The organism is Burkholderia sp. BCC1977 (assembly GCF_905339595.1).
GTDB lineage: Bacteria > Pseudomonadota > Gammaproteobacteria > Burkholderiales > Burkholderiaceae > Burkholderia.
On sequence record NZ_CAJPGQ010000045.1, the window covers coordinates 13,404 to 37,931 of the forward strand.

21 protein-coding genes are annotated in these 24,528 nt (G+C 67.2%); 11 read left to right on the forward strand and 10 right to left on the reverse strand.

The window, feature by feature from the left end; translation table 11 throughout:
- Positions 1–22: 22 nt before the first annotated feature.
- Both U5771_RS28445 and U5771_RS28450 read left to right on the forward strand, forming a co-directional pair.
- A complete protein-coding gene (locus U5771_RS28445) occupies positions 23–2,320 on the forward strand; it encodes an AsmA family protein (protein ID WP_322027057.1) in 2,298 nt (765 codons plus the stop codon).
- Positions 2,321–2,459: 139 nt separating this feature from the next.
- Positions 2,460–4,052 carry an ABC-F family ATPase gene (locus U5771_RS28450; protein ID WP_415859444.1) on the forward strand — a complete coding sequence of 531 codons (1,593 nt, stop codon included), beginning with the start codon at positions 2,460–2,462 and terminating at the stop codon, positions 4,050–4,052.
- Between the two features lie 92 nt (positions 4,053–4,144).
- On the opposite strand, the gene U5771_RS28455 is transcribed toward U5771_RS28450, so the two are convergent.
- Complete coding sequence (locus U5771_RS28455) at positions 4,145–4,702, reverse strand: hypothetical protein (protein WP_322027095.1); 558 nt, start codon at positions 4,700–4,702, stop codon at positions 4,145–4,147.
- A gap of 239 nt (positions 4,703–4,941) precedes the next feature.
- On the opposite strand from U5771_RS28455, the gene U5771_RS28460 reads away from it, so the two are divergent.
- Positions 4,942–5,418 (forward strand): DUF2501 domain-containing protein, encoded by a 477-nt coding sequence (locus U5771_RS28460; protein ID WP_322027058.1) that lies wholly within the window; start codon positions 4,942–4,944, stop codon positions 5,416–5,418.
- Positions 5,419–5,537: 119 nt separating this feature from the next.
- Here the strand turns inward: U5771_RS28460 and U5771_RS28465 are convergent, their stop codons facing one another.
- A complete protein-coding gene (locus U5771_RS28465; protein WP_322027059.1) occupies positions 5,538–6,584 on the reverse strand; it encodes a zinc-dependent alcohol dehydrogenase family protein in 1,047 nt (348 codons plus the stop codon).
- 133 nt (positions 6,585–6,717) lie between these two features.
- Here U5771_RS28465 and U5771_RS28470 point away from each other — a divergent pair, with 133 nt between their 5' ends.
- Positions 6,718–7,182, forward strand: a complete 465-nt coding sequence (locus tag U5771_RS28470) for an Lrp/AsnC family transcriptional regulator (RefSeq protein ID WP_322027060.1) — start codon at positions 6,718–6,720, stop codon at positions 7,180–7,182.
- A 44-nt stretch (positions 7,183–7,226) separates the two neighbouring features.
- On the opposite strand, the gene U5771_RS28475 is transcribed toward U5771_RS28470, so the two are convergent.
- Complete coding sequence (locus U5771_RS28475) at positions 7,227–7,592, reverse strand: hypothetical protein (RefSeq protein WP_014896950.1); 366 nt, start codon at positions 7,590–7,592, stop codon at positions 7,227–7,229.
- Positions 7,593–7,848: 256 nt separating this feature from the next.
- On the opposite strand from U5771_RS28475, the gene U5771_RS28480 reads away from it, so the two are divergent.
- The 3 genes from U5771_RS28480 (at position 7,849) to U5771_RS28490 (ending at position 11,311) form a co-directional block, all read left to right on the forward strand.
- Positions 7,849–9,285 (forward strand): aldehyde dehydrogenase family protein, encoded by a 1,437-nt coding sequence (locus U5771_RS28480; protein ID WP_322027061.1) that lies wholly within the window; start codon positions 7,849–7,851, stop codon positions 9,283–9,285.
- A gap of 128 nt (positions 9,286–9,413) precedes the next feature.
- The gene (locus U5771_RS28485; RefSeq protein ID WP_322027062.1) at positions 9,414–10,604 is read left to right on the forward strand and encodes a nitronate monooxygenase family protein; all 1,191 of its coding nucleotides are present in this window, start codon (positions 9,414–9,416) and stop codon (positions 10,602–10,604) included.
- A gap of 65 nt (positions 10,605–10,669) precedes the next feature.
- Positions 10,670–11,311, forward strand: a complete 642-nt coding sequence (locus U5771_RS28490) for an OmpW/AlkL family protein (RefSeq protein WP_322027063.1) — start codon at positions 10,670–10,672, stop codon at positions 11,309–11,311.
- 11 nt (positions 11,312–11,322) lie between these two features.
- On the opposite strand, the gene U5771_RS28495 is transcribed toward U5771_RS28490, so the two are convergent.
- From U5771_RS28495 to U5771_RS28510, 4 genes are all read right to left on the reverse strand, one after another.
- Positions 11,323–13,842, reverse strand: coding sequence for a fimbria/pilus outer membrane usher protein (locus U5771_RS28495; protein ID WP_322027064.1), 2,520 nt, complete (start codon positions 13,840–13,842; stop codon positions 11,323–11,325).
- Positions 13,843–13,870: 28 nt separating this feature from the next.
- Positions 13,871–14,608 carry a fimbria/pilus chaperone family protein gene (locus U5771_RS28500; protein WP_322027065.1) on the reverse strand — a complete coding sequence of 246 codons (738 nt, stop codon included), beginning with the start codon at positions 14,606–14,608 and terminating at the stop codon, positions 13,871–13,873.
- 122 nt (positions 14,609–14,730) lie between these two features.
- On the reverse strand, positions 14,731–15,369 hold the full coding sequence (locus U5771_RS28505) for a DUF1120 domain-containing protein (RefSeq protein ID WP_322027066.1): 639 nt from the start codon (positions 15,367–15,369) through the stop codon (positions 14,731–14,733).
- 625 nt (positions 15,370–15,994) lie between these two features.
- A complete protein-coding gene (locus U5771_RS28510; protein WP_006753492.1) occupies positions 15,995–16,198 on the reverse strand; it encodes a DUF1289 domain-containing protein in 204 nt (67 codons plus the stop codon).
- Positions 16,199–16,731: 533 nt separating this feature from the next.
- Here U5771_RS28510 and U5771_RS28515 point away from each other — a divergent pair.
- The 4 genes from U5771_RS28515 to U5771_RS28530 all read left to right on the forward strand — a co-directional run bounded on the left by U5771_RS28515 (position 16,732) and on the right by U5771_RS28530 (position 20,817).
- Positions 16,732–17,826 carry a polyamine ABC transporter substrate-binding protein gene (locus U5771_RS28515; protein ID WP_096471022.1) on the forward strand — a complete coding sequence of 365 codons (1,095 nt, stop codon included), beginning with the start codon at positions 16,732–16,734 and terminating at the stop codon, positions 17,824–17,826.
- A gap of 86 nt (positions 17,827–17,912) precedes the next feature.
- The gene (locus tag U5771_RS28520; protein ID WP_322027067.1) at positions 17,913–19,073 is read left to right on the forward strand and encodes an ABC transporter ATP-binding protein; all 1,161 of its coding nucleotides are present in this window, start codon (positions 17,913–17,915) and stop codon (positions 19,071–19,073) included.
- Positions 19,070–19,999, forward strand: coding sequence for an ABC transporter permease subunit (locus tag U5771_RS28525; RefSeq protein ID WP_322027068.1), 930 nt, complete (start codon positions 19,070–19,072; stop codon positions 19,997–19,999). The genes U5771_RS28520 and U5771_RS28525 overlap by 4 nt, the downstream gene beginning before the upstream one ends.
- Positions 19,996–20,817: an ABC transporter permease subunit gene (locus tag U5771_RS28530; RefSeq protein ID WP_322027069.1), complete on the forward strand. Its 822-nt coding sequence runs from the start codon at positions 19,996–19,998 to the stop codon at positions 20,815–20,817. The genes U5771_RS28525 and U5771_RS28530 overlap by 4 nt, the downstream gene beginning before the upstream one ends.
- Positions 20,818–20,921: 104 nt before the next feature.
- Here U5771_RS28530 and U5771_RS28535 read toward each other — a convergent pair whose 3' ends face one another.
- From U5771_RS28535 to U5771_RS28545, 3 genes are read right to left on the reverse strand one after another with little or no spacing between them, the layout of a single operon-like run.
- The gene (locus U5771_RS28535) at positions 20,922–21,728 is read right to left on the reverse strand and encodes a sulfite exporter TauE/SafE family protein (protein ID WP_322027070.1); all 807 of its coding nucleotides are present in this window, start codon (positions 21,726–21,728) and stop codon (positions 20,922–20,924) included.
- Positions 21,729–21,746: 18 nt separating this feature from the next.
- Positions 21,747–23,438, reverse strand: coding sequence for a TIGR01244 family sulfur transferase (locus tag U5771_RS28540; RefSeq protein WP_322027071.1), 1,692 nt, complete (start codon positions 23,436–23,438; stop codon positions 21,747–21,749).
- A 29-nt stretch (positions 23,439–23,467) separates the two neighbouring features.
- Positions 23,468–24,352: an MBL fold metallo-hydrolase gene (locus U5771_RS28545; RefSeq protein ID WP_322027072.1), complete on the reverse strand. Its 885-nt coding sequence runs from the start codon at positions 24,350–24,352 to the stop codon at positions 23,468–23,470.
- Positions 24,353–24,528: the final 176 nt, after the last annotated feature.

Sequence of the window (24,528 nt, forward strand, 5' to 3'; positions counted from 1 at the left end):
GCATAACAACAACGGAACCGCCATGACGCTAGCCCGAGCCATCGGCAAATCGGCTGCATGGATCGTCGGCATCGTCGCATTGATCGTCGCGGCCGCCGGCATCTTTATCTTCACGTTCGACTGGAACCGCGCGAAGCCGTGGGTCAACGAGCAGGTGAGTGCCGCACTCGGCCGCCCGTTCGCGATCAACGGCGATCTCAAGGTCGGCTGGCGCCGCCCCGACGGCGAGACCGGCTGGCGCGCATGGGTGCCCTGGCCGAGCTTCTCGGCCACGCAACTCGAGATCGGCAATCCCGACTGGGCGAAGGGGCCCAGGTTCGTCACGCTCGATGCCGCGCATTTCGACCTCGCGGTCCTGCCGCTCCTCGCGCACGAGATCGTCATTCCGTCGATCGATGTCGTCAATCCCGCGGTCGACCTCGAGCGGCTCGCCGACGGCCGCAATACGTGGACCTTCCAGTTCAAGCAATCGTCGCAGCCGTCGCCGTGGAAGGTGCGGCTCGACAGCTTCGGTTTCGCGAAGGGCACCGTCACGTATCGCGATGCGATCACGAAGGCCGATCTCACGGTCGCGATCGATACGCTCGGCCAGCCGATTCCGCTCGGCGACGTGCTGAAGGAGCAGGAGCAAACGTCGCGGGCGGCGTCGGCCCAGCGCGTCGGCAAGCGCGGCGCCGCGCAGCTGAGCGCGAAGGCGAGTGCCGAGGCCGCATCGGGTGCGTCGGCGGCGCAGGGCGCGAGCGGGGCGTCTGCCGTCGCGGCGTCGGGTGCCGCTGCTGCTGCGCCGGCTACTTCGGGTTCCTCTGCATCGACGACTGCGCAGGCATCCGGCGCAAGCGGTGCGTCGGGGGCATCCGGTGCCGCCGCACCCGTGAAGCCGTCCGGCCCGACGTATGCGTTCGGGCTCAAGGTCGACGGCCGCTACAAGAACGTGCCGATCAGCGGCACCGGCAAGGTGGGCGGCGTGCTGGCGATCGGGAAGACGACCCAGCCGTTCCCGCTGCAGGCCGACGTGAAGGCCGGCGACACGCGGCTCGCGATCGTCGGCACGCTGACCGATCCGATGCATCTCGCGGCGATCGACCTGCGGCTGTGGCTGCAGGGCACCTCGATGTCGCACCTCTACCAGATTACCGGCATCACGCTGCCCGACACGCCGCCGTATGCGACCGAGGGGCGCCTGATCGGCAACTTCAAGCCGCACGCGAGCACGTTCCGCTACGAGAACTTCAACGGCCGCGTCGGCGGCAGCGATCTCGGCGGCACGCTCACGTGGGCGCAGCTCGAACCGCGGCCGAAGCTGTCGGGCGAGCTCGTGTCGAACCTGCTGCAGTTCTCCGACCTCGCGCCGGTGATCGGCGCCGACACGGCCGCGAGCAAGGCCAAGCGTGGCGACACGACGCGCCAGCCGCCGGACCGCGTGCTCCCGGTCGAGACGTTCCGCACCGACCGTTGGCGCGCACTCGACGCGGACGTGAAGTTCACGGGCCGCAAGCTGATCAAGAGCGCGAACCTGCCGATCACCAACCTGTACACGCATATCGTGATGCAGGACGGCGTGCTGTCGCTCGAACCGCTGCAGTTCGGCGTCGCGGGCGGCACGCTCGCGACGACCGCGCATCTGGACGGCAGCGGCACGCCGCTCAAGGGCCGCTTCACCGTGGCCGCGCGGCACCTGAAGCTCAAGCAGCTGTTCCCGACGCAGAAGGTGATGCAGTCGGCGCTCGGCGAGATCAACGGCGACGCGTCGCTGTCGGCGACCGGCAACTCGCCGGCCGCGCTCGCAGCGACGTCGACCGGCGAAGTGAAGGCGCTCGTCACCGACGGCCGCATCAGCCGCCTGCTGATGGAGGCGGCGGGGCTGAACGTCGCGAACGTCGTCTACGAGAAGCTGTTCGGCAACCGCGACGTGAACATCAACTGCGCGGCGATCGACTTCGTCGCGACCAACGGGATGCTCGACCCGAAGGTGTTCGCGCTCGATACGGACGATGCGCTGATCAACGTCGACGGCCCGATCAGCCTGCGCGACGAAACGCTCGACCTGAAGATCCATCCGCATACGAAGGGGTTCCGGATTTTCTCGCTGCGCTCGCCGCTGTACGCGAAGGGCACCTTCAAGAAACCGAACGTCGGTGTCGATGCGGGCGCGCTCGCGCTGCGCGCCGGCGCGATGGTCGGGCTGGGCCTGATCAACCCGTTCGCGGCGCTGATTCCGCTGATCGCGCCGAGCAACAACCGCGACGTGCCGTGCTCGGAGTTGTTCGGGCAGATGAAGGAGAAGGCGGCACAGAAGGCGGCGGCGAAGGCCGGCAAGTAGCCGGACCCGGAGCGCACCCGGAGGCCGGCGTCGCGCGCAGCGGCCCGGCTGGCGGGGCCGGAACAGTGCGGTCGGCAGTTTCGCCGACACCTGCTAAAATACACGGTTTTCCGTCGATTTCTCTCTTACGGGACCTGCCGTGCTTTCTACTGCCAACATCACGATGCAATTCGGGCCGAAGCCCTTGTTCGAGAATATCTCGGTCAAATTCGGCGAGGGCAACCGCTATGGTCTGATCGGCGCGAACGGCTGCGGCAAGTCGACGTTCATGAAGATTCTCGGCAGCGACCTCGAGCCGAGCGCCGGCAACGTCGCGCTGGAGCCGAACGTGCGCCTGGGCAAGCTGCGCCAGGACCAGTTCGCGTATGAAGACGTGCGCGTGCTCGACGTCGTGATGATGGGCCACACCGAAATGTGGGCCGCGATGTCCGAGCGCGATGCGATCTACGCGAACCCGGAAGCCACCGACGACGACTACATGCACGCCGCCGAGCTCGAGGGCAAGTTCGCCGAATACGGCGGCTACGACGCCGAGGCACGCGCGGGCGCGCTGCTGCTCGGCATCGGTATCGAGGAGAAGTTCCACAACGGCACGATGGCCGACGTCGCGCCGGGCTGGAAGCTGCGCGTGCTGCTCGCGCAGGCGCTGTTCTCGAAGCCGGATGTCCTGCTGCTCGACGAACCGACCAACAACCTCGACATCAACTCGATCCGTTGGCTCGAGCACACGCTCAACGAGTACAACTCGACGATGATCATCATCTCGCACGATCGTCACTTCCTGAACTCGGTGTGCACGCACATGGCCGACATGGACTTCGGCACGCTGAAGGTCTGGCCGGGCAACTACGACGACTACATGCTCGCATCGGCACAGGCGCGCGAGCGCCAGGCCGCGGCGAACGCGCGCGCGAAGGAACGCGTGGCCGAACTGCAGGACTTCGTGCGCCGCTTCTCGGCGAACAAGTCGAAGGCCCGCCAGGCAACGAGCCGTGCGAAGCAGATCGACAAGATCAAGATCGAGGAATTCAAGCCGTCGTCGCGTCAGAACCCGTTCATCCGCTTCGAGTTCGAGAAGAAGCTGCACAACGTCGCGGTGGTCGCCGAAGACATCACGAAGAAGTACGAGCGCACGATCTTCCAGAATTTCAACCTGTCGGTGCAGCCGGGCGAGCGCATCGCGATCATCGGCGAGAACGGCGCGGGCAAGACGACGCTGCTGCGTTCGCTGCTCGGCGCGCTGGAACTTGAGCACGGCACGGTGAAGTGGTCCGAGAACGCGAATGTCGGCTACATGCCGCAGGACACGTACGAGGAGTTCCCGAACGACATCACGCTGATGGACTGGATCGACCAGTACCGCAAGGACGGCGACGACGAGACGATGGTGCGCGGCACGCTGGGCCGCCTGCTGTTCTCGTCGGACGACATCAAGAAGTCGGTGAAGGTGCTGTCGGGCGGCGAGAAGGGCCGCATGATCTGGGGCAAGCTGATGCTCGGCCGCCACAACGTGCTGCTGATGGACGAGCCGACCAACCACATGGACATGGAGTCGATCGAGTCGCTGCAGATCGCGCTCGAGCAGTTCGAAGGCACGCTGATCTTCGTGTCGCACGACCGCGAATTCGTGAGCGGGCTGGCGAACCGGATCATCGAAGTGAAGACGGACGGCACGCTGTTCGACTTCGGCGGGAATTACGAGGATTTCCTGACGAGTCAGGGGCAGGAGTAATTGCCAGGGCGTTCATGCCCGACACTGAGGTCCCGGAAGCCCGCCAGGTGGAAGCCTGGCGGGCTTTTTCGTATTCGGGCAAGCGCTCGCCGTTACTGGATCGGCTCGATGCGCAGCGGGCATCGGCCGACAGGACGCAGCCGCGTGCCCGTCCATTCATAGAAGAACCGCGCGGCCTTCGCGTTGCTGTCGTCGCAGTCGTCGTTGAAGCAGCCCGACACGATCAGCAGCGCACTGTCGGGGCGAAAATCGACGCGCTCGTCGTCGTTGCCCATCACGCCCGAGATCGCCCGCACGCCCGGCATCGTATAGGTCGCGCCACTGTACTTGTCGACGATCGCGAAATTCCGGCAATCCGTGCCGCAGCCCCAGATCGCGACGCGGTAGTGGCCGGCAAAATTGGCCGCTTGCGTGAACGCATCGCGAATGACGGTGCGATAAAGACGGGCTTCCTTGCCGCCCAGTCGCGGCGACCTGGCCGGCGTACGCGGCGCGTGTGCTGCGCGCGCCGGGTAGCGCTCGAACGACGGCGTCGGGCATTCGCTCACGGACATCACGGCTGACGGCGTCGCAGGCCAAGTCGCGCCGGCGCACAGCGTCAGCGCGGCAAATACGCCGGCTGCAAGCGGAAATCGGGAGAGGCGCGCCACGCGGTGGTCCCTGTGAGTAATGATTGGAATCGAGCGGTCGACGCCGCCGGAAATGAATGTTAGACGACCCGAGTGCGTCATCGGTAGGTACCGCATGCCCCGTCAAGCATTGTCAAATCCCCGCCGATATCACGATGCCTGACGTTTCGCGCCTGCGCCGAGACTGTCATCGACCGATCGATTGAGTATGCTTTGATTCGAATCGCGGCACTCACGCAGTCACTACAGGGAGGCTTCACATGAAGGCACGTCTATACCGCGCGACCGTTGCCGGCGCGCTGATCGGATTGCTCGCGCCGTTTTCGGTGGCCCATGCGCAGCTGGGTGATGTGCTGAAGCAGGTCGGCGGCGGCGACTCGGGCAGCAGCGCGGGCGGCGCGCTGGGCAGTCTCGGCGGCCTCGGCGGTGCACTGACGGGCGGCGGTGCATCGTCGCTGATGCCGGGCAGCACCGGCAACGTCGCGGGGCTGCTGCAGTTCTGCGTCCAGAACAACTATCTCGGCGGTGCATCCGGCGGCGCATCGTCGGTCAAGGACGCGCTGCTGGGCAAGCTCGGCGGCAACGCATCGTCCGACAGCGGCTATACGAGCGGCGCAAGCGGGATCCTCGACGCCGGCAACGGCAACAAGCTCGACCTGAGCGGCGGCGGCCTGAAGCAGCAGGTCGCCAAGCAGATCTGCGACAAGGTGCTGGCGCAAGGGAAGTCGTTGCTGTAAGCCGGCGTCGCGTACCGTTCGCGCGCGTCGAGTCAAGGCGTGCGCGCACCGCAGAACAGGCCGGTGCGGCGGCACCGGAAGCAGGCTGTCGCCATCGCCGGCGGTAATGTCAGGCCGCGTCAGCCCGAAAAATCCGTCACGACCGTCACGCCGGCGCCTTCGAACCGGTTCATGTTCATCAGCGCGTCGATCGACTGGCCGAGACTGATTTCCTTGCCGATCAACCGGTTCGGCGCGAGCGTGCCGGCATGCACCATCTCGAGCATCGCGTCGTAACGATGCGCCTGCATCCCGTGGCTGCCGAGAATCTCCAGCTCGTGCGCGATGACTTTGCTCATCGGCACGGCCGGCGTCACATGCTCGCCGAGCATCAGCCCGACCTGCACATGCTTGCCGCGGCGGCGCAGATTGCTGATCGAGTTGAAGCAGGTGGTCGGATGGCCAAGCGCATCGAGCGACACGTGCGCGCCGCCGCGCGTGATCTCCTTCACCGCATCGACAACGTCGGTCACGTGTGACGCATTGACGGTCGCGGCTGCGCCGACCGATCGCGCAAGCGCGAGCGCCTGGTCCGAAATGTCGATCGCGACGACGTTCGCACCGATCGCATTCGCGATCATGATCGCCGACAAACCCACGCCTCCGCAGCCGTGCACGGCAACCCACTGGCCGGCCGACGTGCGACCCTGGTCGACAACCGCGCGAAACGACGTCACGAAGCGGCATCCGAGGCTCGCCGCGGTCGGGAAATCGAGCGCATCGGGCAGTCGCACGAGATTCAGGTCCGCGTGTTGGATGCCGACGTATTGGGCGAACGAGCCCCAGTGCGTGAAGCCGGGCTGAAACTGTTGCTCGCATACCTGCTGGTTGCCCGAGTGGCATTCCGGGCAGAGGCCGCAACCGGCGACGAACGGCACCGTGACGCGATCGCCAGCCTTCCAGCGCGTGACCGCCGCGCCGGCCGCGACCACGACGCCCGCGAGTTCGTGGCCCGGCACATGCGGCAGCACGATGTCCGGATCGTGCCCCATCCAGCCGTGCCAGTCGCTGCGGCACACGCCGGTCGCCTTCACTTCGATCACGACGCCGTCGGGTGCCGGCGTCGGATCGTCGACGTTCATCAACCGAGGCGCGGCGCCGAATGCTTCATAGACGACTGCTTTCACTATCTCCTCCTGAATCGAATGACCCTTTCAATATATCCGGGAAAGAGTGGATTTATATTTCGTTTTGCAATTGAGAAACGGATGTTTTTGATATAGCCTTGCGACCATCGCGCGATTGCCGCAAGGAGCTTTCATGGAACCACTGGACAGGATCGATCGCGGCATGCTCGACATGCTCCAGCAGGACGGACGCGTGTCGAACGCGCGACTCGCCGAAGCGTTCTCGCTGAGCGAGACGTCCTGCTGGCGCCGGCTCAGACGGCTGGAGGAAGCGGGGTTGATCGCGGGCTATCACGCGCGGCTCGACCGGAGAAAGCTCGGGTTCGGCGTGATGGCGTTCGTGCAGATCGTTTGCACGCAGCACAGCGAGGAAGTGACGGCCGAGTTCGAGCGCCTGATCCAGGCAAGCCCCAACGTGCTTGCCTGCGACAACACGACCGGCGAGGCGGATTTCCTGCTGCAGGTGGTGGCAGCCGATCTCGACGACTACAGTCACTTCGTCGAAAGGGTGCTGCGCAAACTGCCGGGCGTGCTGAGCATCCGCTCGAACCTGTCGCTGCGGCAGCTGAAGTCGACGCAGCGGCTGCCGATCGCGTGACGGCGCGCACCGGCGCACACCGGCGCTCGTGCATGCGCGAGCGGTCAGTCGGCCAGCCGCTTGTCGGCGAGCGCCTTGCAGCAGTCTTCGTACACCCATTGCACGAGTTTCGCCCGGTAGTCGAGATCGTCGGTGTCGACGATTTCCTCGACCGCGTCACGCGCCCACGACGCGTCGACGAAGCCGGCGTGCCGCTTCGCGATGTCCTGCGCCAGCGCGGCCAGCTTCGCGATCGCGAGCCAGTCGGACTGCCGGTGATGGCGGTCGAGCCAGCGGTGCGCGGCCTGCACCTGGAACGATGCGTCCGGCCAGGACTCATTCAGGTAAAACGCGCCGAGATTGCCGCAGGTGAGCCAGCACAGCAGCTCCAGGCGATCTTGCGAGCCGAGGATATGGGATGCGTCGGTCATGGCAGCGCTCACGAAGGCATCGATTCCGGGTGGCGCGGCCTGCAGCGGCCGGCGCCGATATTAAAAACATAGCACGATGCGGGCCACATGGTGCGCTGCGCGTGGCGCGGATGCCGTAGCCGCGGGAGGCGGGTGTCCGGCGCCCGTTCGCCGGCGTCCGGGCGGGCCGTTCGGCGGCGCCTGCAGTCTGGTCCGGCGGCGTCGCCGCGCCGCGCGACACTCGTTAGAATGGCCGTTTTCCGGGAGACAGGAAGCGATGAAAATCTACGATCAGTTCTACATCGACGGCGCATGGCGCAAACCGGCCGGAACGGGCACGATCGACGTAATCGACTCGGGCACCGAGGCCGTGATCGGCCGGATTCCCGAGGGCGTGGCGTCGGACGCGCAGGACGCGATCCGCGCGGCGCGCGCGGCGTTCGACGGGTGGGCCGCGACGCCGGCCGCGACGCGCGCGGGCTACCTGCGCAAGATCGTCGAACGCCTGCAGGCGCGCAGCGAGGAACTCGCACAGTCGATCACCGGCGAAGTCGGGATGCCGATCAAGCTGTCGCGCGCGATCCAGGTTGGCGGCCCGATCTACAACTGGAAGGCGTACGCGAAGCTCGCCGAATCGTTCGAATTCGAGGCGACGGTCGGCAACTCGCTGGTGGTGCGCGAGCCGGTCGGCGTCGTCGCGGCGATCACGCCGTGGAACTACCCGCTGAACCAGGTCACGCTGAAGGTCGCGCCGGCGCTGGCGGCCGGCTGCACGGTCGTCCTGAAGCCGTCCGAAGTCGCGCCGCTCAACGCGTTCATGCTGGCCGAGGCGATTCATGAAGCGGGCCTGCCGCCGGGGGTGTTCAACCTCGTGTGCGGTTATGGGCCGGTCGTCGGCGAGGTGCTGGCGACCGATCCGGACGTCGACATGGTGTCGTTTACGGGTTCGACGCGTGCCGGCAAGCGCGTGGCCGAACTCGCGGCCGCGGGCGTGAAGCGCGTTGCGCTCGAACTGGGCGGCAAGTCGGCGTCGGTGATCCTCGACGATGCCGATTTCGCGACGGCGGTGAAGGGCACGGTCAACGCGTGCTACCTGAACGCGGGCCAGACCTGTTCGGCGCACACGCGGATGCTGGTGCCGGAGGCGCGCTACGACGAGGCGCGCGCGATCGCGAAGGCGGCGGCCGAAGCGTATGTCGCGGGCGACCCGCGCCAGGAAACGACGCGCCTCGGCGCACTCGCATCGGCCGCGCAGCAGCAGCGCGTGCAGGGCTACATCCAGCGCGGGATCGACGACGGCGCGGAACTCGTGACGGGCGGCACGGGCCTGCCGGAAGGGCTCGCGAAGGGCTTCTTCGTGAAGCCGACGGTGTTCGGCCGCGTCGATCCGAAATCGACGATCGCGCAGGAAGAAATCTTCGGGCCGGTGTTGTCGATCATCACGTATCGCGACGAAGACGAAGCCGTGCGCATCGCGAACGATTCGCCGTACGGGCTCGGCGGCGCGGTGTGGGCGGGCAGCGACGAGCACGCGATGCGCGTCGCGCGCCGCATCCGCACGGGGCAGGTCGACATCAACGGCGGCACCTGGAACGGTGCCGCGCCGTTCGGCGGCTACAAGCAGTCGGGGCACGGCCGCGAGAACGGCGTGTACGGGCTCGAAGAGTATCTCGAATACAAGTCGATGCAGCTCAAGCCGGCGAATCCGGCCTGAGCGTTTCACCCCGCATGACCCGAAACGGCACGCTCGCGTGCCGTTTTTTTATTGACGGCCGTCAAGGTGCGCGCCGGTGGATCGTCGATCATCGCGTTTCCGATTTCCGATGTTTCGACGAGGTTCAGATGACCGCACGCACTTCCTTCCCGCCGCTCACGATTCGCGGCCGCACGTTGCTGCCCGTGGTGCAGGGCGGCATGGGCGTCGGCATCTCCGCGCACCGCCTCGCGGGCACCGTCGCGCGCGAAGGCGCGCTCGGCACGATCGCCAGCATCGACCTGCGTCACCACCACGCGGACCTGCTCGCGCGCTGTCGTGCGAATCCCGACCGCGCGACGCTCGAGGCCGCGAACCTCGACGCGCTCGCGCGCGAGATTCGCCTCGCGAAGACCTATAGCGAAGGACGCGGGATGATCGCGGTCAACGTGATGAAGGCGGTGAGCGCGCATGCGGACTACGTGCGCGTCGCGTGCGACGAAGGCGCGGACGCGATCGTGATGGGCGCCGGCCTGCCGCTCGATCTGCCCGATCTCACGCAGGGCCGCGACATCGCGCTGATCCCGATCCTGTCGGACAGCCGCGGGATCGCGCTGGTGCTGAAGAGGTGGATGAAGAAGGGGCGGCTGCCCGATGCGATCGTGATCGAGCATCCCGCGCATGCGGGCGGCCACCTCGGCGTCACGCAGATCGACGACATGCACGATGCGCGCTTCGATTTCGCGCGCGTGCTCGACGAGACCGCGCAGGTGATGGCGTCGCTCGGCCTTGCGCGCGACACGATCCCGCTGATCGTCGCGGGCGGAATCAACAGTCACGACACGGTGCGCGCGGCGCTCGCGGCCGGCGCGAACGGCGTGCAGGTGGGAACGCCGTTCGCGGTGACGGAAGAGGGCGACGCGCATCCGAACTTCAAGCGCGTGCTGGCCGATGCGCTGCCCGACGACATCGTCGAATTCGTCAGCGTGACGGGTCTGCCGGCGCGCGCGGTGAAGACGCCCTGGCTCGACCGCTACCTGCGCAACGAAACGCGCATTCGCAACAAGCTCGGCGCGTTCAGGCAGCGCTGCCCGACCGCGCTCGAATGCCTGAGCGTCTGCGGGCTGCGCGACGGCATCGAGAAATTCGGCCATTTCTGCATCGACACGCGGCTCGCGGCCGCGTTGCGCGGGGACGTCGCGAACGGCCTGTTCTTCCGCGGCCGCGAAGCGCTGCCGTTCGGCAACGCGATCCGCAGCGTGCGCGATCTGTTCGATCTGCTGCTGACGGGCCGTGCGGCGGAGCCTGCGACAAACCGTCCGATGTTTACGCTGGCTTGACGGATATCAAGACGACGAAAAGACCCTACGAGGAGAATGGAATACATTCTTCAAGGGTCCGCACCATGCACAAAACGATTCGAACCTGTGTCACCGCTGCCGCCGTCGCGGCGAGTCTCGTCACGATGCCCACGCTGTCGCACGCGGCGTCGCCGGGCGACGGGATCAACCAGGGTGACGTACTGGTCCGGCTGCGCGCGATCAGCATCCAGCCGAACGAGCGCGCGAGCGACACGCTCGGCGCGATCAATACCGGCGTGAACAACGCGATCGTGCCGGAGCTCGACTTCACCTACATGATCCGCGACTACCTGGGCGTGGAGCTGATCCTCGGCACGTCGCGGCACCAGATGACGTCGAGCCTCGGCAATCTCGGCGGCGTGGGCGTGCTGCCGCCGACGCTGCTGCTGCAGTACCACTTCAACCATGCCGGCAAGGTGCGTCCGTACGTGGGCGCGGGCCTGAACTACACGTACTTCTACAACAACGGGCTCAACGTCGGCGGGCAGGGCGTGTCGATCAACAAGAGCAGCTTCGGGCCGGCGCTGCAGTTCGGCGTCGACGTGCAGGTCACGAAGAAGGTATTCATGAACGTCGACGTGAAGAAGATCTGGATGAGCACCGATGCGACGCTCGGCGACAAGGGCATCGGCACGCTGCACATCGATCCGTTGATCGTCGGCGTGGGCGTCGGGATGAAGTTCTAGACACCTGCGGATCAGAACAGAGTTGGGGTTGGCGGCATGGCAGTCGGCATGCCGCTCTTTTTTTGTGCGGCGTGTGCGACGGGCGCGGACGACGACGCGCAGCGCGCGTCGGCCCGCTCGTAATAGCGCGTCGTGGCGGGTGGCGTGTCCGGCAGCGCGATCGCCAGGCGGCAGAACGTCCCGTCCGGCAACGCGACCCGCAGCGGCGTCGTCAACTGGGCGCCCGCGAGCAGCAACCTGCCTTCGCTGCCGGTGACGGTCACGAACCGGTCGTCGTCGTCGATGACGGTCGACAGCACCGGCAGCGCCGCGCCATTCTCTTGCGTCACGGTGAGCAGGACGCGGCGGGTTTGCTCGACGGCGAATTCGACGCGGCCGACCGAACCGCGGCCGGCTTCGACGGTCTGCATGCCGTTCTTCAGGTCGAGATTGCGCGGCAGGCTTTTCGTGTTGATCCGGATGAACGTTTGTGTGTACGCGGGCAGCGACGCGATGACGGCACGGCCGTGCCGATCGGTCCAGACCGGGCCGGACGGCGTCGCGAGCTCGATGCCGGCGCGATCGCCGACGCGGGCGAGCGCGAATGTGTCGCGGATCTCGTGCGGCGACAGCAGGGCTGCGCCGTCGAGCAGCGCGACCGCGCCGCGCAGGTTGACGCCGAGCGTGGCGCGGTCGGTGCCGTAGAGGCCCGCGTTCAGGGTCGCGCGCGTATGGTTCGGCGTGGCGCTGACGGTCGCACGGAGCGACGGCGACCGGAGCGCGGTGTCGTAGTCGGCCGCGACGCTGTAGCTGCCGGTCCGGCCGAACGTGTCGGCATAGCGGGCGCCCGAACGCACCGAATCGCCGGTGACGTTCGCAAAGGTGCTGACGCTGCGCGTGCCGATCGGCACGGTCGCCGTCACGTAAACCTGGGTGCCGCCGGCGCCGCGGGTGCCGAGCGTACGGTTCACGTTCAGCGCGACCGCGCCGCGGCCGAACGGGCGGGTCCACGTGCCGGCGATGCGCTGCATCGGACGGCCGTCGAACACCGCGACCCGCGTGTAGTCGAGCGACAGCGCGCCGAGCGACCGATCGCGCCAGCCGAGCGCCGCCGCGAACTGGGTGGGCGACGGCGGCGTGAACGTGTCGATCGGCCGGACCGCATCGGTCAGTTCCCGGTATCCGGGCGTGCGCCGGACGAACGACACATTGGCACTCCATGCCGTGTCGCGGTTGCTCGCCAGCGCGATACGCGTCTGGGTGCCGAGACGACCGGCCGTGCGGCTGACGTCGACGCCGACGGCCGCCGCGACGCCGGCAAGCGGCGCGAATTCGACGCTCGCGGCGCCCGACTGCAACGGCGACGACACGAGGATGCCGGCATTGAGCCGGGCGCGTTGCCTGATCTGCCAGCCGCGCGTGGCGGTCGCGAGCCACGGGGCCTGCGCGTATCCGTCGTTCTGCAGGCGGCCGACCGCGATCGCGAGCCCCTGGGCGGCAGCGAGCCCGGCGCCGGGCAACGACGCACCCGGCACGATGAAATGCTGCACGTCGCCCGTGGTCTCGACGACGGTCACGTCGAGATCCGCGGTACCGCTGACGAGCGGCAGGTCGCCCAGCGCGAACGGACCGGGCGGTACCTGCGAGGAATGGATCAGCACGCCGAGCTGGCGCACCTCGACGCGTGCCTGCGTGCGTGCGATCCCGGTCACGCGTGCGGCGGAGCCGGGCGTCGCGGCCAGCGCCTCGTCGGGAAACGTCTGCACACCGAACATCCGGCCGACCGCGAACAGCGTCGAGCGCGGGACGATCTGCCCGGCCTGCAGCGTCGTGCCGCGCGATGCGAACGTACGCTGCGCATAGGCGGCCTGATGGTCGACGCCGGCACGGCCGTCGACGACGGTGGCGATCTGGCTGCTGCGCACGATCCAGTCCGCCGCGTTGAAGCCGGCTTCGGTCGTGGCTTGCCAGTATTGCGACGTGCCGGCCGGATTGCGCGTTGCCATCGCGAGCAGGTCGTAGTTGACGAGCCCGGCGATGCCGCCGCGCTCGAAGGTGTCGGGCGTGCGTCGGGCGGTATCGAGCGCATCGGCCGGCACGACGAGGTCGACGGCGCCGTCGGCCGGACGCAGCGTGACGATCGCCTGCGGATAGGCGCGCCCGTAGTCGTGGCATGGCGGCATGCGGGCGCTGTCGCTGCGCGCGGCCGCCTCACGGACGGCGTCGGGCACGACGAGGCCGGCCGCGCGCAGCAGGCCGGGCGTCGCGCACAGGTTGCCGTTGTCGTCGAATCGCGCATCGGCGCGCCCGGCACGTCTGCCGTTGACCGTCAGCCGAACGGAAGCCGTACCGGGCGCGAACCGCGGCGCGTGCGCGAAATAGCGGCTCGTCGCGGCGTCGATGCCGTGCTCGTGCAGCGCGCCGGCATCGAACTCGAGCAGGTCGGGCGCGGTGCCGCGCGGGCCGGGCGCGGCGGCGCACGACGTGCAGCCCGCGACGAGCGACAGCCCGAACGCGAGCAGACCGCTCCGGCCATGGATGGCACCTGACATGGCAAATCCGGAATCGAAGGTGCGGTGCTTACCGGTGCGTGACCGTACCGGCCGCGGCGGGGGCGAGCGCGGCGTCGAAGTGGTCGACCGAGTAGCCGTAGACGGTGGCGGGGAACAGGCGCACGCGCTCGGGTGTCGCGGTCCCGCCGGGCATGGCGATCCGGCGGTTCTGGCCGGCCAGCACGTAGGGCGCCGGCAGCGTCACGATCTGCTGCGAGGGCAGCAACTGCACTTTCTGTTCGAGACGCACCACATAGCGGCTGTCGTTGCGCACGACCAGTTCGCCGCCCTCGATCGACCACGTCAGCAATTCCCATGGCTTGTCGTTGCGCGCGAGGTCGGTCGGCTGGATCAGCACCGGCAGGTTCTGGCGGAGGATCGTCTGGATTTCGTTCTTGCCCTGGCGTTTCGGTGGAATGCCGGAGAACGACACGCGGGCGAGGCGCTGCGTGGCGAGCGGTTCGTTGCCGGCGAGCACGAACCGCACGAGCTGGACCGCACCGCCTTCGACGCGCGCGATCGGCGGCGTCACGATGACGAGTTCGGCCGGGTCGTCGGGAATCGGCTCGATCGTCGTATGCAGGAGCGTGGGGTGGCTGTCCGTGTTCTTGACCGAGACCGTTCCTTCGCCGTCGGCTTCGTCGACGATCACCACGGACGTTTCGGGCACGACGCCCATCGCGTGGACGGCGCTGGAACCGATCAGGCAAGCGAAGAGCGGGGCGAGCAATGGCGTCCGCAGGCAGTGGCGTGCAGGGAGTTTCATGGAGGCAGGTCGTTGGGAGGTGGCGCAAGCGTGCAGCGCGCCGCCGCTTCGGCGAAGCGGCGGCGTAGTCGACGCCTGTCAGCAGGCGGTCGACACGATCGATGGAAGGAGGCGTACCGGCTTTACAGGTACACGAGCGACACGGTGGCGAGGCCGTCGAGATTGATTTCCTGGCTCAGGTCGAGGTTCGGCGTCTTGTCGATCGCGGCCTGCACGTCGAGCGTGCCGGTGAAGACCTTCGCCGCGACCGGGACGGTCAGGCCTTTCTTTGCCCACGACTCGTAGCCGCCGGTGTTGGTGGCGACCCCGTTGGACGACACCCAGGAGGCGCCGCTGGTGCTCGAATAAATCGAATCGACGGCTGCGCCGTCCGCCTGGAACGTGTTCGTTCTGAAACGGAAGGCAAATGCGCCGATATTCTTGCCACCCGCCGTGCCGAGGCCGAATTGCGAGAGGGTCGAATTGGACGAGCCGAAGAAATTGATATTGCTGTTAAATGCGCCGGTGCCGGCACGATTATCCTGCGCGCTCAGTGCGACGCGGGCGGCGGCATCGCAGGTGATCGTGATCGAATCCGAAAGTACCGGGAGCAGCGTGGGCGCGGCCGGGCTGAGTTCGGCCACCCCGATCAATCCGTAATCGAACGTGCCGCCGCCGGCGAGCGTCGGCGTGCAGGCGCCGGGCTTGATCTTCCCCGTGACCTTGACGTCGAACGAGTCGGCGAATGCCGATGCGCTTCCCAGTGCGAGCAGACCTGCCATCACGAGGCTCGAGGTTTGTTTCGTCATCTTAACGAATTTCATCTGAAGGGGTTCCTGGTAGCTGACCGGAACGCCGAAATTGATTCGGTGATCCGGCTTTTCGATTAATGGAAGAAAAATCGCTCAACGCAATTTCCGGAGAGCGGATGAAATTTATCAATTAGATGTCTGAATTGAAATCGTACTTGTACAGATTTTCGCGTCCATTTTCGCGAAATCGATGGTGCTTAATCGAGAAAATAATCCGATTTATCGATGGGAAATGGTGTTTTGATCGTTACGAATGTCAGATGCAATTTGTTTCAGCTTCGATAAGGAGCGAGCGGCATGGATTCGAGCTGAGCGGACGAGGTCGAAGATCGGCGCACGACCGCGGCACGCCGGTCGGTATCGGACGATCGTGAGAAGGACGCGCGGCGTCATTGCGGCCATGGCGTTTGCCGGCAGCGGGAAGTCGGAACGGAATCGGTGTGCGTCGCGTCGATTGCGACGGGGCGTGCGCGGTGGCGCAGTGGCGGAGGCGGGTGGCGGGGGCCGGATTCGGCCCGCCGGTGGGCGGCCCGTGAGCGGAGCCGGCGGCGCCCGGTCGGGCGCATCGCGTCGGCATGCGCCGACGCGGGACGGCTTACAGCTTGTCGTACTGGAAGCGCATCGCGGTGCCTTCACGCGTGATGCGCTCCCACACCGCCTGCTTTTCGTCGTCGCTCAGGAACACCCAGTTCGACACTTCGGCGGCCGTGCGGCCGCAGCCCTTGCAGACTTCGTCGAAGAGGGTCGAGCACACGCCGATGCAGGGGCTGTCGGGCAGGTCGTGGAGATTGGAGGCCATCGGAAGGGTTCGCGCAGTGAAATCGTCAGGGCGTCATTTTAATGCATCGGAACGGGGCGGCCGGCGGGCGCCGCGACCGTGCTGTACGGTCGCGTTGTCGTGACGGTACGGCCGGCCGGACGGTGGCCGGATCGCCGTCGGCAATGGCTCGTCCGCCGTGCCGTGCCGGGCAGGACCGGGCGCGCGCAGCGCGTCGCGACGTGTCGCGATTTCACCGGTGAAACGGCGCTGTGCACGGCCGTCGCGAGCACCGCAGATGCGGCGTGCGGACGCGGTTTCCTCGCCGCGCTCTTTTCCCGATGGACAGACGCCGATTACCCGATAGAATTCTCCCGGAACGCCCCGCTGCGCGGGCCGCCCGAGCGGCCGGCGGCGGGAATCTGTTCCGTTTGCGCGACATGGGCATGATTTTTTTGTGACGGCGCGCGAATGGTGGTAGCGTTCGGGGTTTTCGAGGGGCGGCGTGCCAGAATGCGCCGCCATGACGAGGCAGACGGCAGCCGGACACGCGGTCCGGCCGGAGGGAGAACGGGATGAAAGCAAAGGTAGTGGGCCGGTTCGCAGCGCTCGCGCTGTGCGTGGGGGCTTCGGCGGCGGCGGCGAAGGATACGCAGCTCAATGTCTATAACTGGTCGGACTACATTGCGAAGGACACGATCCCGAACTTCGAGAAGCAGGCGGGCGTCAAGGTTCGCTACGACAACTACGACAGCGACGACACGCTGCAGGCGAAGCTGCTGACGGGCAGCTCGGGCTACGACATCGTCGTGCCGACCAGCAACTACGCGGGCAAGCAGATCGCGGCCGGCATCTTCGCGCCGCTCGACAAGTCGAAGCTGCCGAACCTCAAGTACCTCGATCCGCAACTGATGGCGCTGGTCGCCGGCGCGGACCCGGGCAACAAGTACTCGGTGCCCTGGGCGTACGGCACGACCGGTCTCGCGTACAACCTGACGAAGGCGCAGCAGGCGCTCGGCAAGGTGCCGCTCGACAACTGGGACATCCTGTTCAAGCCGGAAAACCTCGCGAAGCTGAAGACCTGCGGCGTGTCGGTGCTCGACGCGCCCGACCAGATGTTCGCGGCGGCGCTGCACTACATCGGCAAGGATCCGATGAGCACGAACCCGGCCGACTACAAGGCCGCGATGGAAGTGCTGAAGAAGATCCGCCCGTACATCACGCAGTTCAACTCGTCGGGCTACATCAACGACCTGGTCGGCGGCGACATCTGCTTCGCGTTCGGCTGGTCGGGCGACGTCGTGATCGCGAAGCATCGCGCGATCGAGGCGAAGAAGCCGTACAAGGTCGAGTACTACATTCCGAAGGGCGGCGCGCCGGTCTGGTTCGACGTGATGGCGATCCCGAAGGACGCGAAGAACAAGGACGCCGCGCTGCAGTGGATCAACTACATCGAGGATCCGAAGGTGCACGCGGCGATCACGAACGCCGTGTACTACCCGAGCGCGAACGCCGAGGCCCGCAAGTACGTGCGGCCGGACGTCGCGAACGACCCGGCCGTCTATCCGCCGGCCGACGTCGTGAAGACGCTGTTCCTGCTCAAGCCGCTGCCGCCTGAAATCCAGCGTCTGCAGACGCGTCTGTGGACCGAGCTGAAATCGGGCCGCTGAAGCGAACCGGAGTCAGCCAGCAGTCATGAAGCCCCTGGTGCCCCCGGGGGCTTTGTTCGTCAAACGCAGGAGAGAAGCAGCACATCATGAATAGCCAGTCGGGTGCGCCGGTTGCGGGCGCGCCGTCCTTCGTTCCTTCGTCCGGCGCCGATACGCGCGCCGAGAACTTTGTCCAGATCGTCGACGTCGTCAAGCAATTCGGCGAGACCGAAGTGGTGCGCAACGTGAACCTCACGGTGCGCCAGGGCGAGCTGTTCGCGCTGCTCGGCAGCTCGGGTTCCGGCAAGTCGACGCTGCTGCGGATGCTCGCGGGCCTCGAGACGGTCACGTCGGGCAAGATCCTGATCGACGGCGAGGACCTCGCGCAGATGCCGCCGTACAAGCGGCCCGTGAACATGATGTTCCAGTCGTACGCGCTGTTCCCGCACATGTCGGTCGAATCGAACGTCGCCTACGGCCTGAAGCAGGAAGGCACGCCGAAGGCGGAGCTGAAGGAGCGCGTCGCGGCGGCGCTCGAGCTCGTGCAGATGAGCAAGTACGCGAAGCGCAAGCCGCATCAGCTGTCGGGCGGCCAGCAGCAGCGCGTCGCGCTCGCGCGTTCGCTCGTCAAGCGCCCGAAGGTGCTGTTGCTCGACGAGCCGATGTCGGCGCTCGACAAGCAGATCCGCCAGCGCACGCAGATCGAGCTCGTCAACATCCTGAACAAGGTCGGCGTCACCTGCATCATGGTCACGCACGATCAGGAAGAGGCGATGACGATGGCGAACCGGCTCGCCGTGATGAGCGAAGGGCAGATCGTGCAGATCGGCTCGCCGAACGAAGTCTACGAATATCCGAACAGCCGCTTCTCGGCGGAGTTCATCGGCTCGACCAACCTGTTCGAAGGCGTCACCGTCGAGGACGAGCCCGACTACGTCTACATCGAATCGCCGGAGCTGCCGAGCCGGCTGTACGTGAGCCACGGGATCACGGGCCCGCTCGGGATGCCGGTCACGGTGTCGGTGCGCCCCGAGCGGATCGCGCTCACGCGCAAGCCGCCCGAAGGTGCGTTCAACTGGGCGCGCGGCAAGATCACCAACATCGCGTACATGGGCGGCTATTCGCTGTATCACGTGAAGCTCGACGCGGGCAAGACGGTGATCGCGAACGTGTCGAGCCTCGCGATCTCCGAGCTCGACACGCCGGCGCTCGGCGACGAGATCTACGTGCGCTGGAGCGCGACCGCAGGCGTGGTGCTGACGTCATGACCACGTTCAAGTCCCTGCTCGCATGGCCCGTGCGACGCTTCAACCTGACCGGCGGCTCGGCGGTCGTCGCGGGGCCGTACACGTGGCTCGTGCTGTTCTTCCTCGTGCCGTTCGTGCTGGTCGTGAAGATCAGCTTCGCGGAGCTGCAGCTCGGCATCCCGCCGTATACGGAACTCGCGTCGTACGCGGACGGCGTGGTGCACGTCGCGCTCAACCTGTCGCACTACGCGTTCCTGCTCACCGACAGCCTGTATTTCGCGACCTACGTGAATTCGGTGGTGGTCGCGGCGATCACCACGCTGCTGTGTTTGCTGATCGGCTATCCGATGGCGTACTACATCGCGCGTTCGAACCCGGCGACCCGCAACCTGCTGATGATGGGCGTGATGCTGCCGTTCTGGACGTCGTTCCTGATCCGCGTGTATGCGTGGATCGGCATCCTGAAGAACAACGGCCTGCTGAACAACTTCCTGATGTGGATCGGCCTGACCCATACGCCGATCGAGCTGTACCGCACCAACTACGCGGTCTACATCGGGATGGTGTATTCGTACCTGCCGTTCCTCGTGATGCCGCTGTACGCGCACCTCGTGAAGATGGACCTGCGCCTGCTCGAAGCCGCGTACGACCTTGGCGCGAAGCCGTGGAAGGCGTTCGTGCAGATCACGCTGCCGCTGTCGAGGAACGGCATCATCGCGGGCTGCCTGCTGGTGTTCATTCCGGCGGTCGGCGAGTACGTGATTCCGGAACTGCTCGGCGGCGCGAACACGCTGATGATCGGCCGCGTGATGTGGAATGAGTTCTTCAACAACGCAGACTGGCCGATGGCGTCGGCCGTGACCTGCGCGATGGTGCTGCTGCTGCTCGTGCCGATGGCGATGTTCCAGCACTTCCAGGCGAAGGAGCAGGAGGGCCGCCGTCGATGAAGCCGAATCGCTACCTGCAGTTCGCGGCGCTGTTCGCCGGCTTCGCGTTCCTGTACATCCCGATCATCAGCCTGATCGTCTATTCGTTCAACGAGTCGAAGCTCGTCACCGTGTGGTCGGGCTTCTCGTTCCGCTGGTACTCGGCGCTCGTGGAGGACGACGAGCTGCTGACGGCCGCGTGGCTGTCGCTGAAGATCGGCGTGCTGACCGCGTTCGCGTCGGTGATCATCGGCACGTGGGCCGGCTTCGTGCTCGCGCGGATGGGCCGCTTTCGCGGCTTCGCGCTGTTCAGCGGGATGATCAACGCGCCGCTCGTGATTCCCGAGGTGATCCAGGGGATCTCGCTGTTGCTGCTGTTCATCGAACTCGCGAAGTGGATCGGCTGGCCGGCCGAGCGCGGCATCTTCACGATCTGGCTCGGCCACGTGATGCTGTGCATCTCGTATGTCGCGATCATCGTGCAGTCGCGCGTGCGCGAACTGAACCCGTCGCTCGAGGAAGCCGCGCTCGATCTGGGTGCGACGCCGCTGAAGGTGTTCTTCACGGTCACGCTGCCGCTGATCTCGCAGGCGCTGATCGCGGGCTGGCTGCTGTCGTTCACGCTGTCGATCGACGACCTCGTGCTGTCGGCGTTCCTGTCGGGTCCCGGCTCGACGACGCTGCCGCTCGTCGTGTTCTCGCGCGTGCGCCTCGGCCTGAACCCGGAGATGAACGCGCTCGCGACGCTGTTCATCGTCGCGGTGACGGCAGGCGTCGTGATCGCGAACTTCGTGATGCTGCGCCAGGAGCGCAAGCGGATGGCCGCGTTCGCGACCTGAGGTCCTCACGTCCTCGCGCACAGGTTGCCGACGCAACGCAAAACGCCCGGTGCCGACAAAGAGTCGGGCCGGGCGTTTTGCTTCGGGGGGCGCGACGCGGCGGCTTACGCGCCGAACGCTGCCTTGGCCAACAGCCCGAACGCGACCAATACGAGCACGCCCGCGAACCCGGCCTGCACGTGTCGCGCGGACAGGTGCCGGGATGCGCCGCGGCCGGCCGCCATCCCGATTGCGGTCGCGACCGTGAACCACAGCATCATGTCGAGCGGCGCGCGCGTGCCCGACACGAGCGTCGCGAACACGCCACCGGTGCCGACCAGCGCGATCACCATCAGCGACGTCGCGACCACGCCGTGCATCGACACGTTCGTGAACTTGCGCAGCATCGGCACGATCACGAAGCCGCCACCGACACCGAGCAAGCCCGTCATCAGCCCCGTCACCGCGCCGGTCGATGCAAGCGCGAGCCCGACCGGCCAGGACCACACGAGCCGGCCCGTATCGGGATTCACGCGGCCGACGCACAGCGGCGATTCGTCCGTGTCGCCGCGCGCGTGGCGCAGCGCCTGCTGCAGCAGGCGACCCGCGACGACCAGCATCGTCAGCGCGAACAGCGCGAGCAGCACGCGTTGCGGGAGCACGTGCGCGAGTTTCACGCCGAGCGTCGTGAGCGGCACGCCGGCCACGGCCATCAGCAGTGCCGCGCGATAGCGCACGAGCCCGCGGCGAAACCCTTCGAGCGCGCCGAGCGCGGCACTGCCCGCGACCGCGACGAGCGCGACGGGCGTGGCCTGCTGCATCGGCCAGCCCATCCCGACGACGAGCGCGGGCACCGCGAGAATGCCGCCGCCCGCGCCGGTGAGGCCGAGCACGGCGCCGACGAAGCCGCCGAGTACGAGGGAAATCAGCATGGTGTCATCGGGTTCCGGTCAACGTGCGATCGCGGGCTTCGCGAGCCATTCGCGGCCCTTGAGCATCGCCTTCCAGTAGAGCGGCGGCAGCACGCGCTCCTTGAGCAGCCACGCGAGTCGCGACGGACGCCTGCCGTCGATCAGCCACGCGGGGAAGGTCGGTGCGACCTTGCCGCCGTACAGGAATTCGGCGAGCACGATCTTGCCGCGCTCGACGGTGAGCGGGCACGATCCGTAGCCGTCGTACGCGGCGTCGCCGTGCGCGCGGCCCAGCGACGCAAGCACGTTGTGCGCGACGACGGGCGCCTGCTTGCGGGCCGCCGCGGCGGTTTTCGCATTGGTGGTGTTGGTGACGTCGCCGAGCGCGAAGATGTCCGCGAACTGCTTGTGCCGCAGCGTCGCCGGATCGACGTCGATCCAGCCGGCCGCGTCGGCGAGCGGGCTCGCGCGCACGAAATCGGGCGCCTTCTGCGGCGGCACGACGTGGATCATGTCGAACGCACGCTCGACGGTTTCCGTGCCGCCGTCGGGCAGCGCGCGCCTGAACGTCGCGCGCCGCGCCGGCCCGTCGATCGCGACGAGGTTGTGGCCGAACGACAGCGCGATGTCATAGCTTTTCACGTACTCCATCAGCGCGGGCACGTAGTCGGCGACCCCGAACAGCGCGCCGCCCGCATTCAGGAACTCGACGTTCGCGGCGCCGAGGCGGCCCGTGCGCCGCCAGTGATCGCACGACAGGTACATCGCCTTTTGCGGCGCGCCCGCGCACTTGATCGGCATCGGCGGCTGCGTGAACAGTGCATTGCCGCCGCGGAACGCCTGCACCAGTTGCCACGTGTACGGCGCGAGATCGTAGCGGTAGTTCGACGTGACGCCGTTGCGGCCGAGTGTTTCCGCAAGGCCGTCGATCGCGTGCCAGTCGAGCTTGAGCCCCGGGCACACGACCAGCTTGCGGTAGCCGATGCGCCGGCAGCCGTCGAGCACCACCGCGTGCGCGTCGGGCTCGAAGCCGGCGACGGCCGCCTGGATCCATTTCACGCCGCGCGGCAGCAGGTCGGCGAGCCGGCGCGCGGTCGTGTCGGGCCGGAACACGCCCGCGCCGACCATCGTCCAGCCCGGCTGGTAGTAGTGCGTATCGGCCGGGTCGATCACCGCGATATCGAGCGATGCGTCGCGCGCAAGCAGGCTCGACGCGACCGCGACGCCGGCCGCACCCGCGCCGACGATCACGATGTCGTGCCGCGCGTCGACGGCCGGTGCGGCCGGGTGGCCGCCTTGCGCGAGACCTTGGGTGAGATCTTGGGTGAGACGCGGCGCGAGCGCGCCGAGGTCGTAGCCGGCCGTGGCGGCGATCGCGACGATGTCGGCGACCGGACGCCGGCCTGCCTGCGACAGCGCCCACAGCGTCGCCGAACGCGTGCCGCTGCGGCAGTACGCGAGTGCCGGGCCGGCGAGCGACGCGACGAGCGCGCCGAACTGCGCGGCCTGCTCGTCGGTGACCTTGCCGGTATCGACCGGCAGGTAATGGACGGCGATGCCGAGCGGCGCGGCGGCGGCGCGAATCTCGGCGACGGTCGGCTGGTCGGCGCCTTCGCCGTCCGGGCGGTTGCAGACGATCGTGCGGATGCCCGCCGCGTGCAGCGCGGGCAGGTCGGTCGCGGCGATCTGGGGCGAGACCGACAGCAGGTCGGTCAGCGTGCGGATGGTCATGTCGGGGGTTCTCCGGTCGGGGCGGCGGCTCAGATCGCGTCGAGCGGGATCTTCAGGTAGCGCACGCCATTGTTTTCGGGCTCGGGCAGGTGGCCGGCGCGCATGTTGACCTGCACGGACGGCAGCATCAGCACGGGCATGTCGAGCGTCGCGTCGCGCGCGGTGCGCATCGCGACGAAATCGTCCTCGGTCACGCCGTCCTTCACGTGCACGTTCGCGCGGCGCTGCTCGGCGACCGTCGTCACGAACTGCACGTCGCGGCCGCCCGGCTGGTAGTCGTGGCACAGGTACAGGTGCGTGTCGGGCGGCAGGTCGAGCACGCGCGCGATCGAGCGGTACAGCGTGCGTGCGTCGCCGCCCGGGAAGTCGCAGCGGGCGGTGCCGTAGTCGGGCATGAACAGCGTGTCGCCGACGAATGCCGCGCGCTGCGTCGCGTCGTCGACGCAGTAGGTCAGGCACGCGGGCGTATGGCCCGGCGTATGCAGCGCGCGGATCGTCAGCGGGCCGAGCGCGAGCGTGTCGCCGTCGTCGAGCAGGCGGTCGAACTGGCTGCCGTCCTGCGCGAAGCCGGGGCCGGCGTTGAACAGCGTGCCGAAGACGTGCTGCACGCGGCGCACGTGCGAGCCGATCGCGATCTGTCCGCCGACCTGCGCCTTCAGGTACGGCGCGGCCGACAGGTGGTCGGCGTGCACGTGGGTTTCCAGCAGCCAGTGGACGGTCGCGCCGAGTTCGGCGACGCGCGCGATCAGCCGGTCGGCGCTGGCGGTGTGCGTGCGGCCGGATTTCGGGTCGTAGTCGAGCACACTGTCGACCAGCGCGCATGCGCGGCTCGCGGGTTCGAGCAACAGATAGCTGACGGTGTGGGTCGCCGGGTCGAAAAAGCCTTCGACCGACAGCTTGGGGGCATGGCTCACGGGATGTCCTCGATCGGGTTCTGCATCTGCAATCGGGTATCCCATGTTCAAGAAGCATGCCAATTCACGCGGCGATCCCGGGTGATGTGGCAGGTGCTTGATTTGGTTCGGATTTTTGGTGCGATCGCGGTGCGTCGCGGGCGCGGCCGACGGCTTGCCGTCGACGGAGACTGCCA

Bases quoted from the DNA above. Each gene is read 5' to 3' on its own strand.
- U5771_RS28445 (WP_322027057.1), top strand. From the start codon at position 23: ATGACGCTAGCCCGAGCCATCGGCAAATCGGCTGCATGGATCGTCGGC.
- U5771_RS28460 (WP_322027058.1), top strand. From the start codon at position 4,942: ATGAAGGCACGTCTATACCGCGCGACCGTTGCCGGCGCGCTGATCGGA.
- U5771_RS28470 (WP_322027060.1), top strand. From the start codon at position 6,718: ATGGAACCACTGGACAGGATCGATCGCGGCATGCTCGACATGCTCCAG.
- U5771_RS28475 (WP_014896950.1), bottom strand. From the start codon at position 7,592: ATGACCGACGCATCCCATATCCTCGGCTCGCAAGATCGCCTGGAGCTG.
- U5771_RS28480 (WP_322027061.1), top strand. From the start codon at position 7,849: ATGAAAATCTACGATCAGTTCTACATCGACGGCGCATGGCGCAAACCG.
- U5771_RS28485 (WP_322027062.1), top strand. From the start codon at position 9,414: ATGACCGCACGCACTTCCTTCCCGCCGCTCACGATTCGCGGCCGCACG.
- U5771_RS28490 (WP_322027063.1), top strand. From the start codon at position 10,670: ATGCACAAAACGATTCGAACCTGTGTCACCGCTGCCGCCGTCGCGGCG.
- U5771_RS28495 (WP_322027064.1), bottom strand. From the start codon at position 13,842: ATGTCAGGTGCCATCCATGGCCGGAGCGGTCTGCTCGCGTTCGGGCTG.
- U5771_RS28500 (WP_322027065.1), bottom strand. From the start codon at position 14,608: ATGAAACTCCCTGCACGCCACTGCCTGCGGACGCCATTGCTCGCCCCG.
- U5771_RS28505 (WP_322027066.1), bottom strand. From the start codon at position 15,369: ATGGCAGGTCTGCTCGCACTGGGAAGCGCATCGGCATTCGCCGACTCG.
- U5771_RS28510 (WP_006753492.1), bottom strand. From the start codon at position 16,198: ATGGCCTCCAATCTCCACGACCTGCCCGACAGCCCCTGCATCGGCGTG.
- U5771_RS28515 (WP_096471022.1), top strand. From the start codon at position 16,732: ATGAAAGCAAAGGTAGTGGGCCGGTTCGCAGCGCTCGCGCTGTGCGTG.
- U5771_RS28520 (WP_322027067.1), top strand. From the start codon at position 17,913: ATGAATAGCCAGTCGGGTGCGCCGGTTGCGGGCGCGCCGTCCTTCGTT.
- U5771_RS28525 (WP_322027068.1), top strand. From the start codon at position 19,070: ATGACCACGTTCAAGTCCCTGCTCGCATGGCCCGTGCGACGCTTCAAC.
- U5771_RS28530 (WP_322027069.1), top strand. From the start codon at position 19,996: ATGAAGCCGAATCGCTACCTGCAGTTCGCGGCGCTGTTCGCCGGCTTC.
- U5771_RS28535 (WP_322027070.1), bottom strand. From the start codon at position 21,728: ATGCTGATTTCCCTCGTACTCGGCGGCTTCGTCGGCGCCGTGCTCGGC.
- U5771_RS28540 (WP_322027071.1), bottom strand. From the start codon at position 23,438: ATGACCATCCGCACGCTGACCGACCTGCTGTCGGTCTCGCCCCAGATC.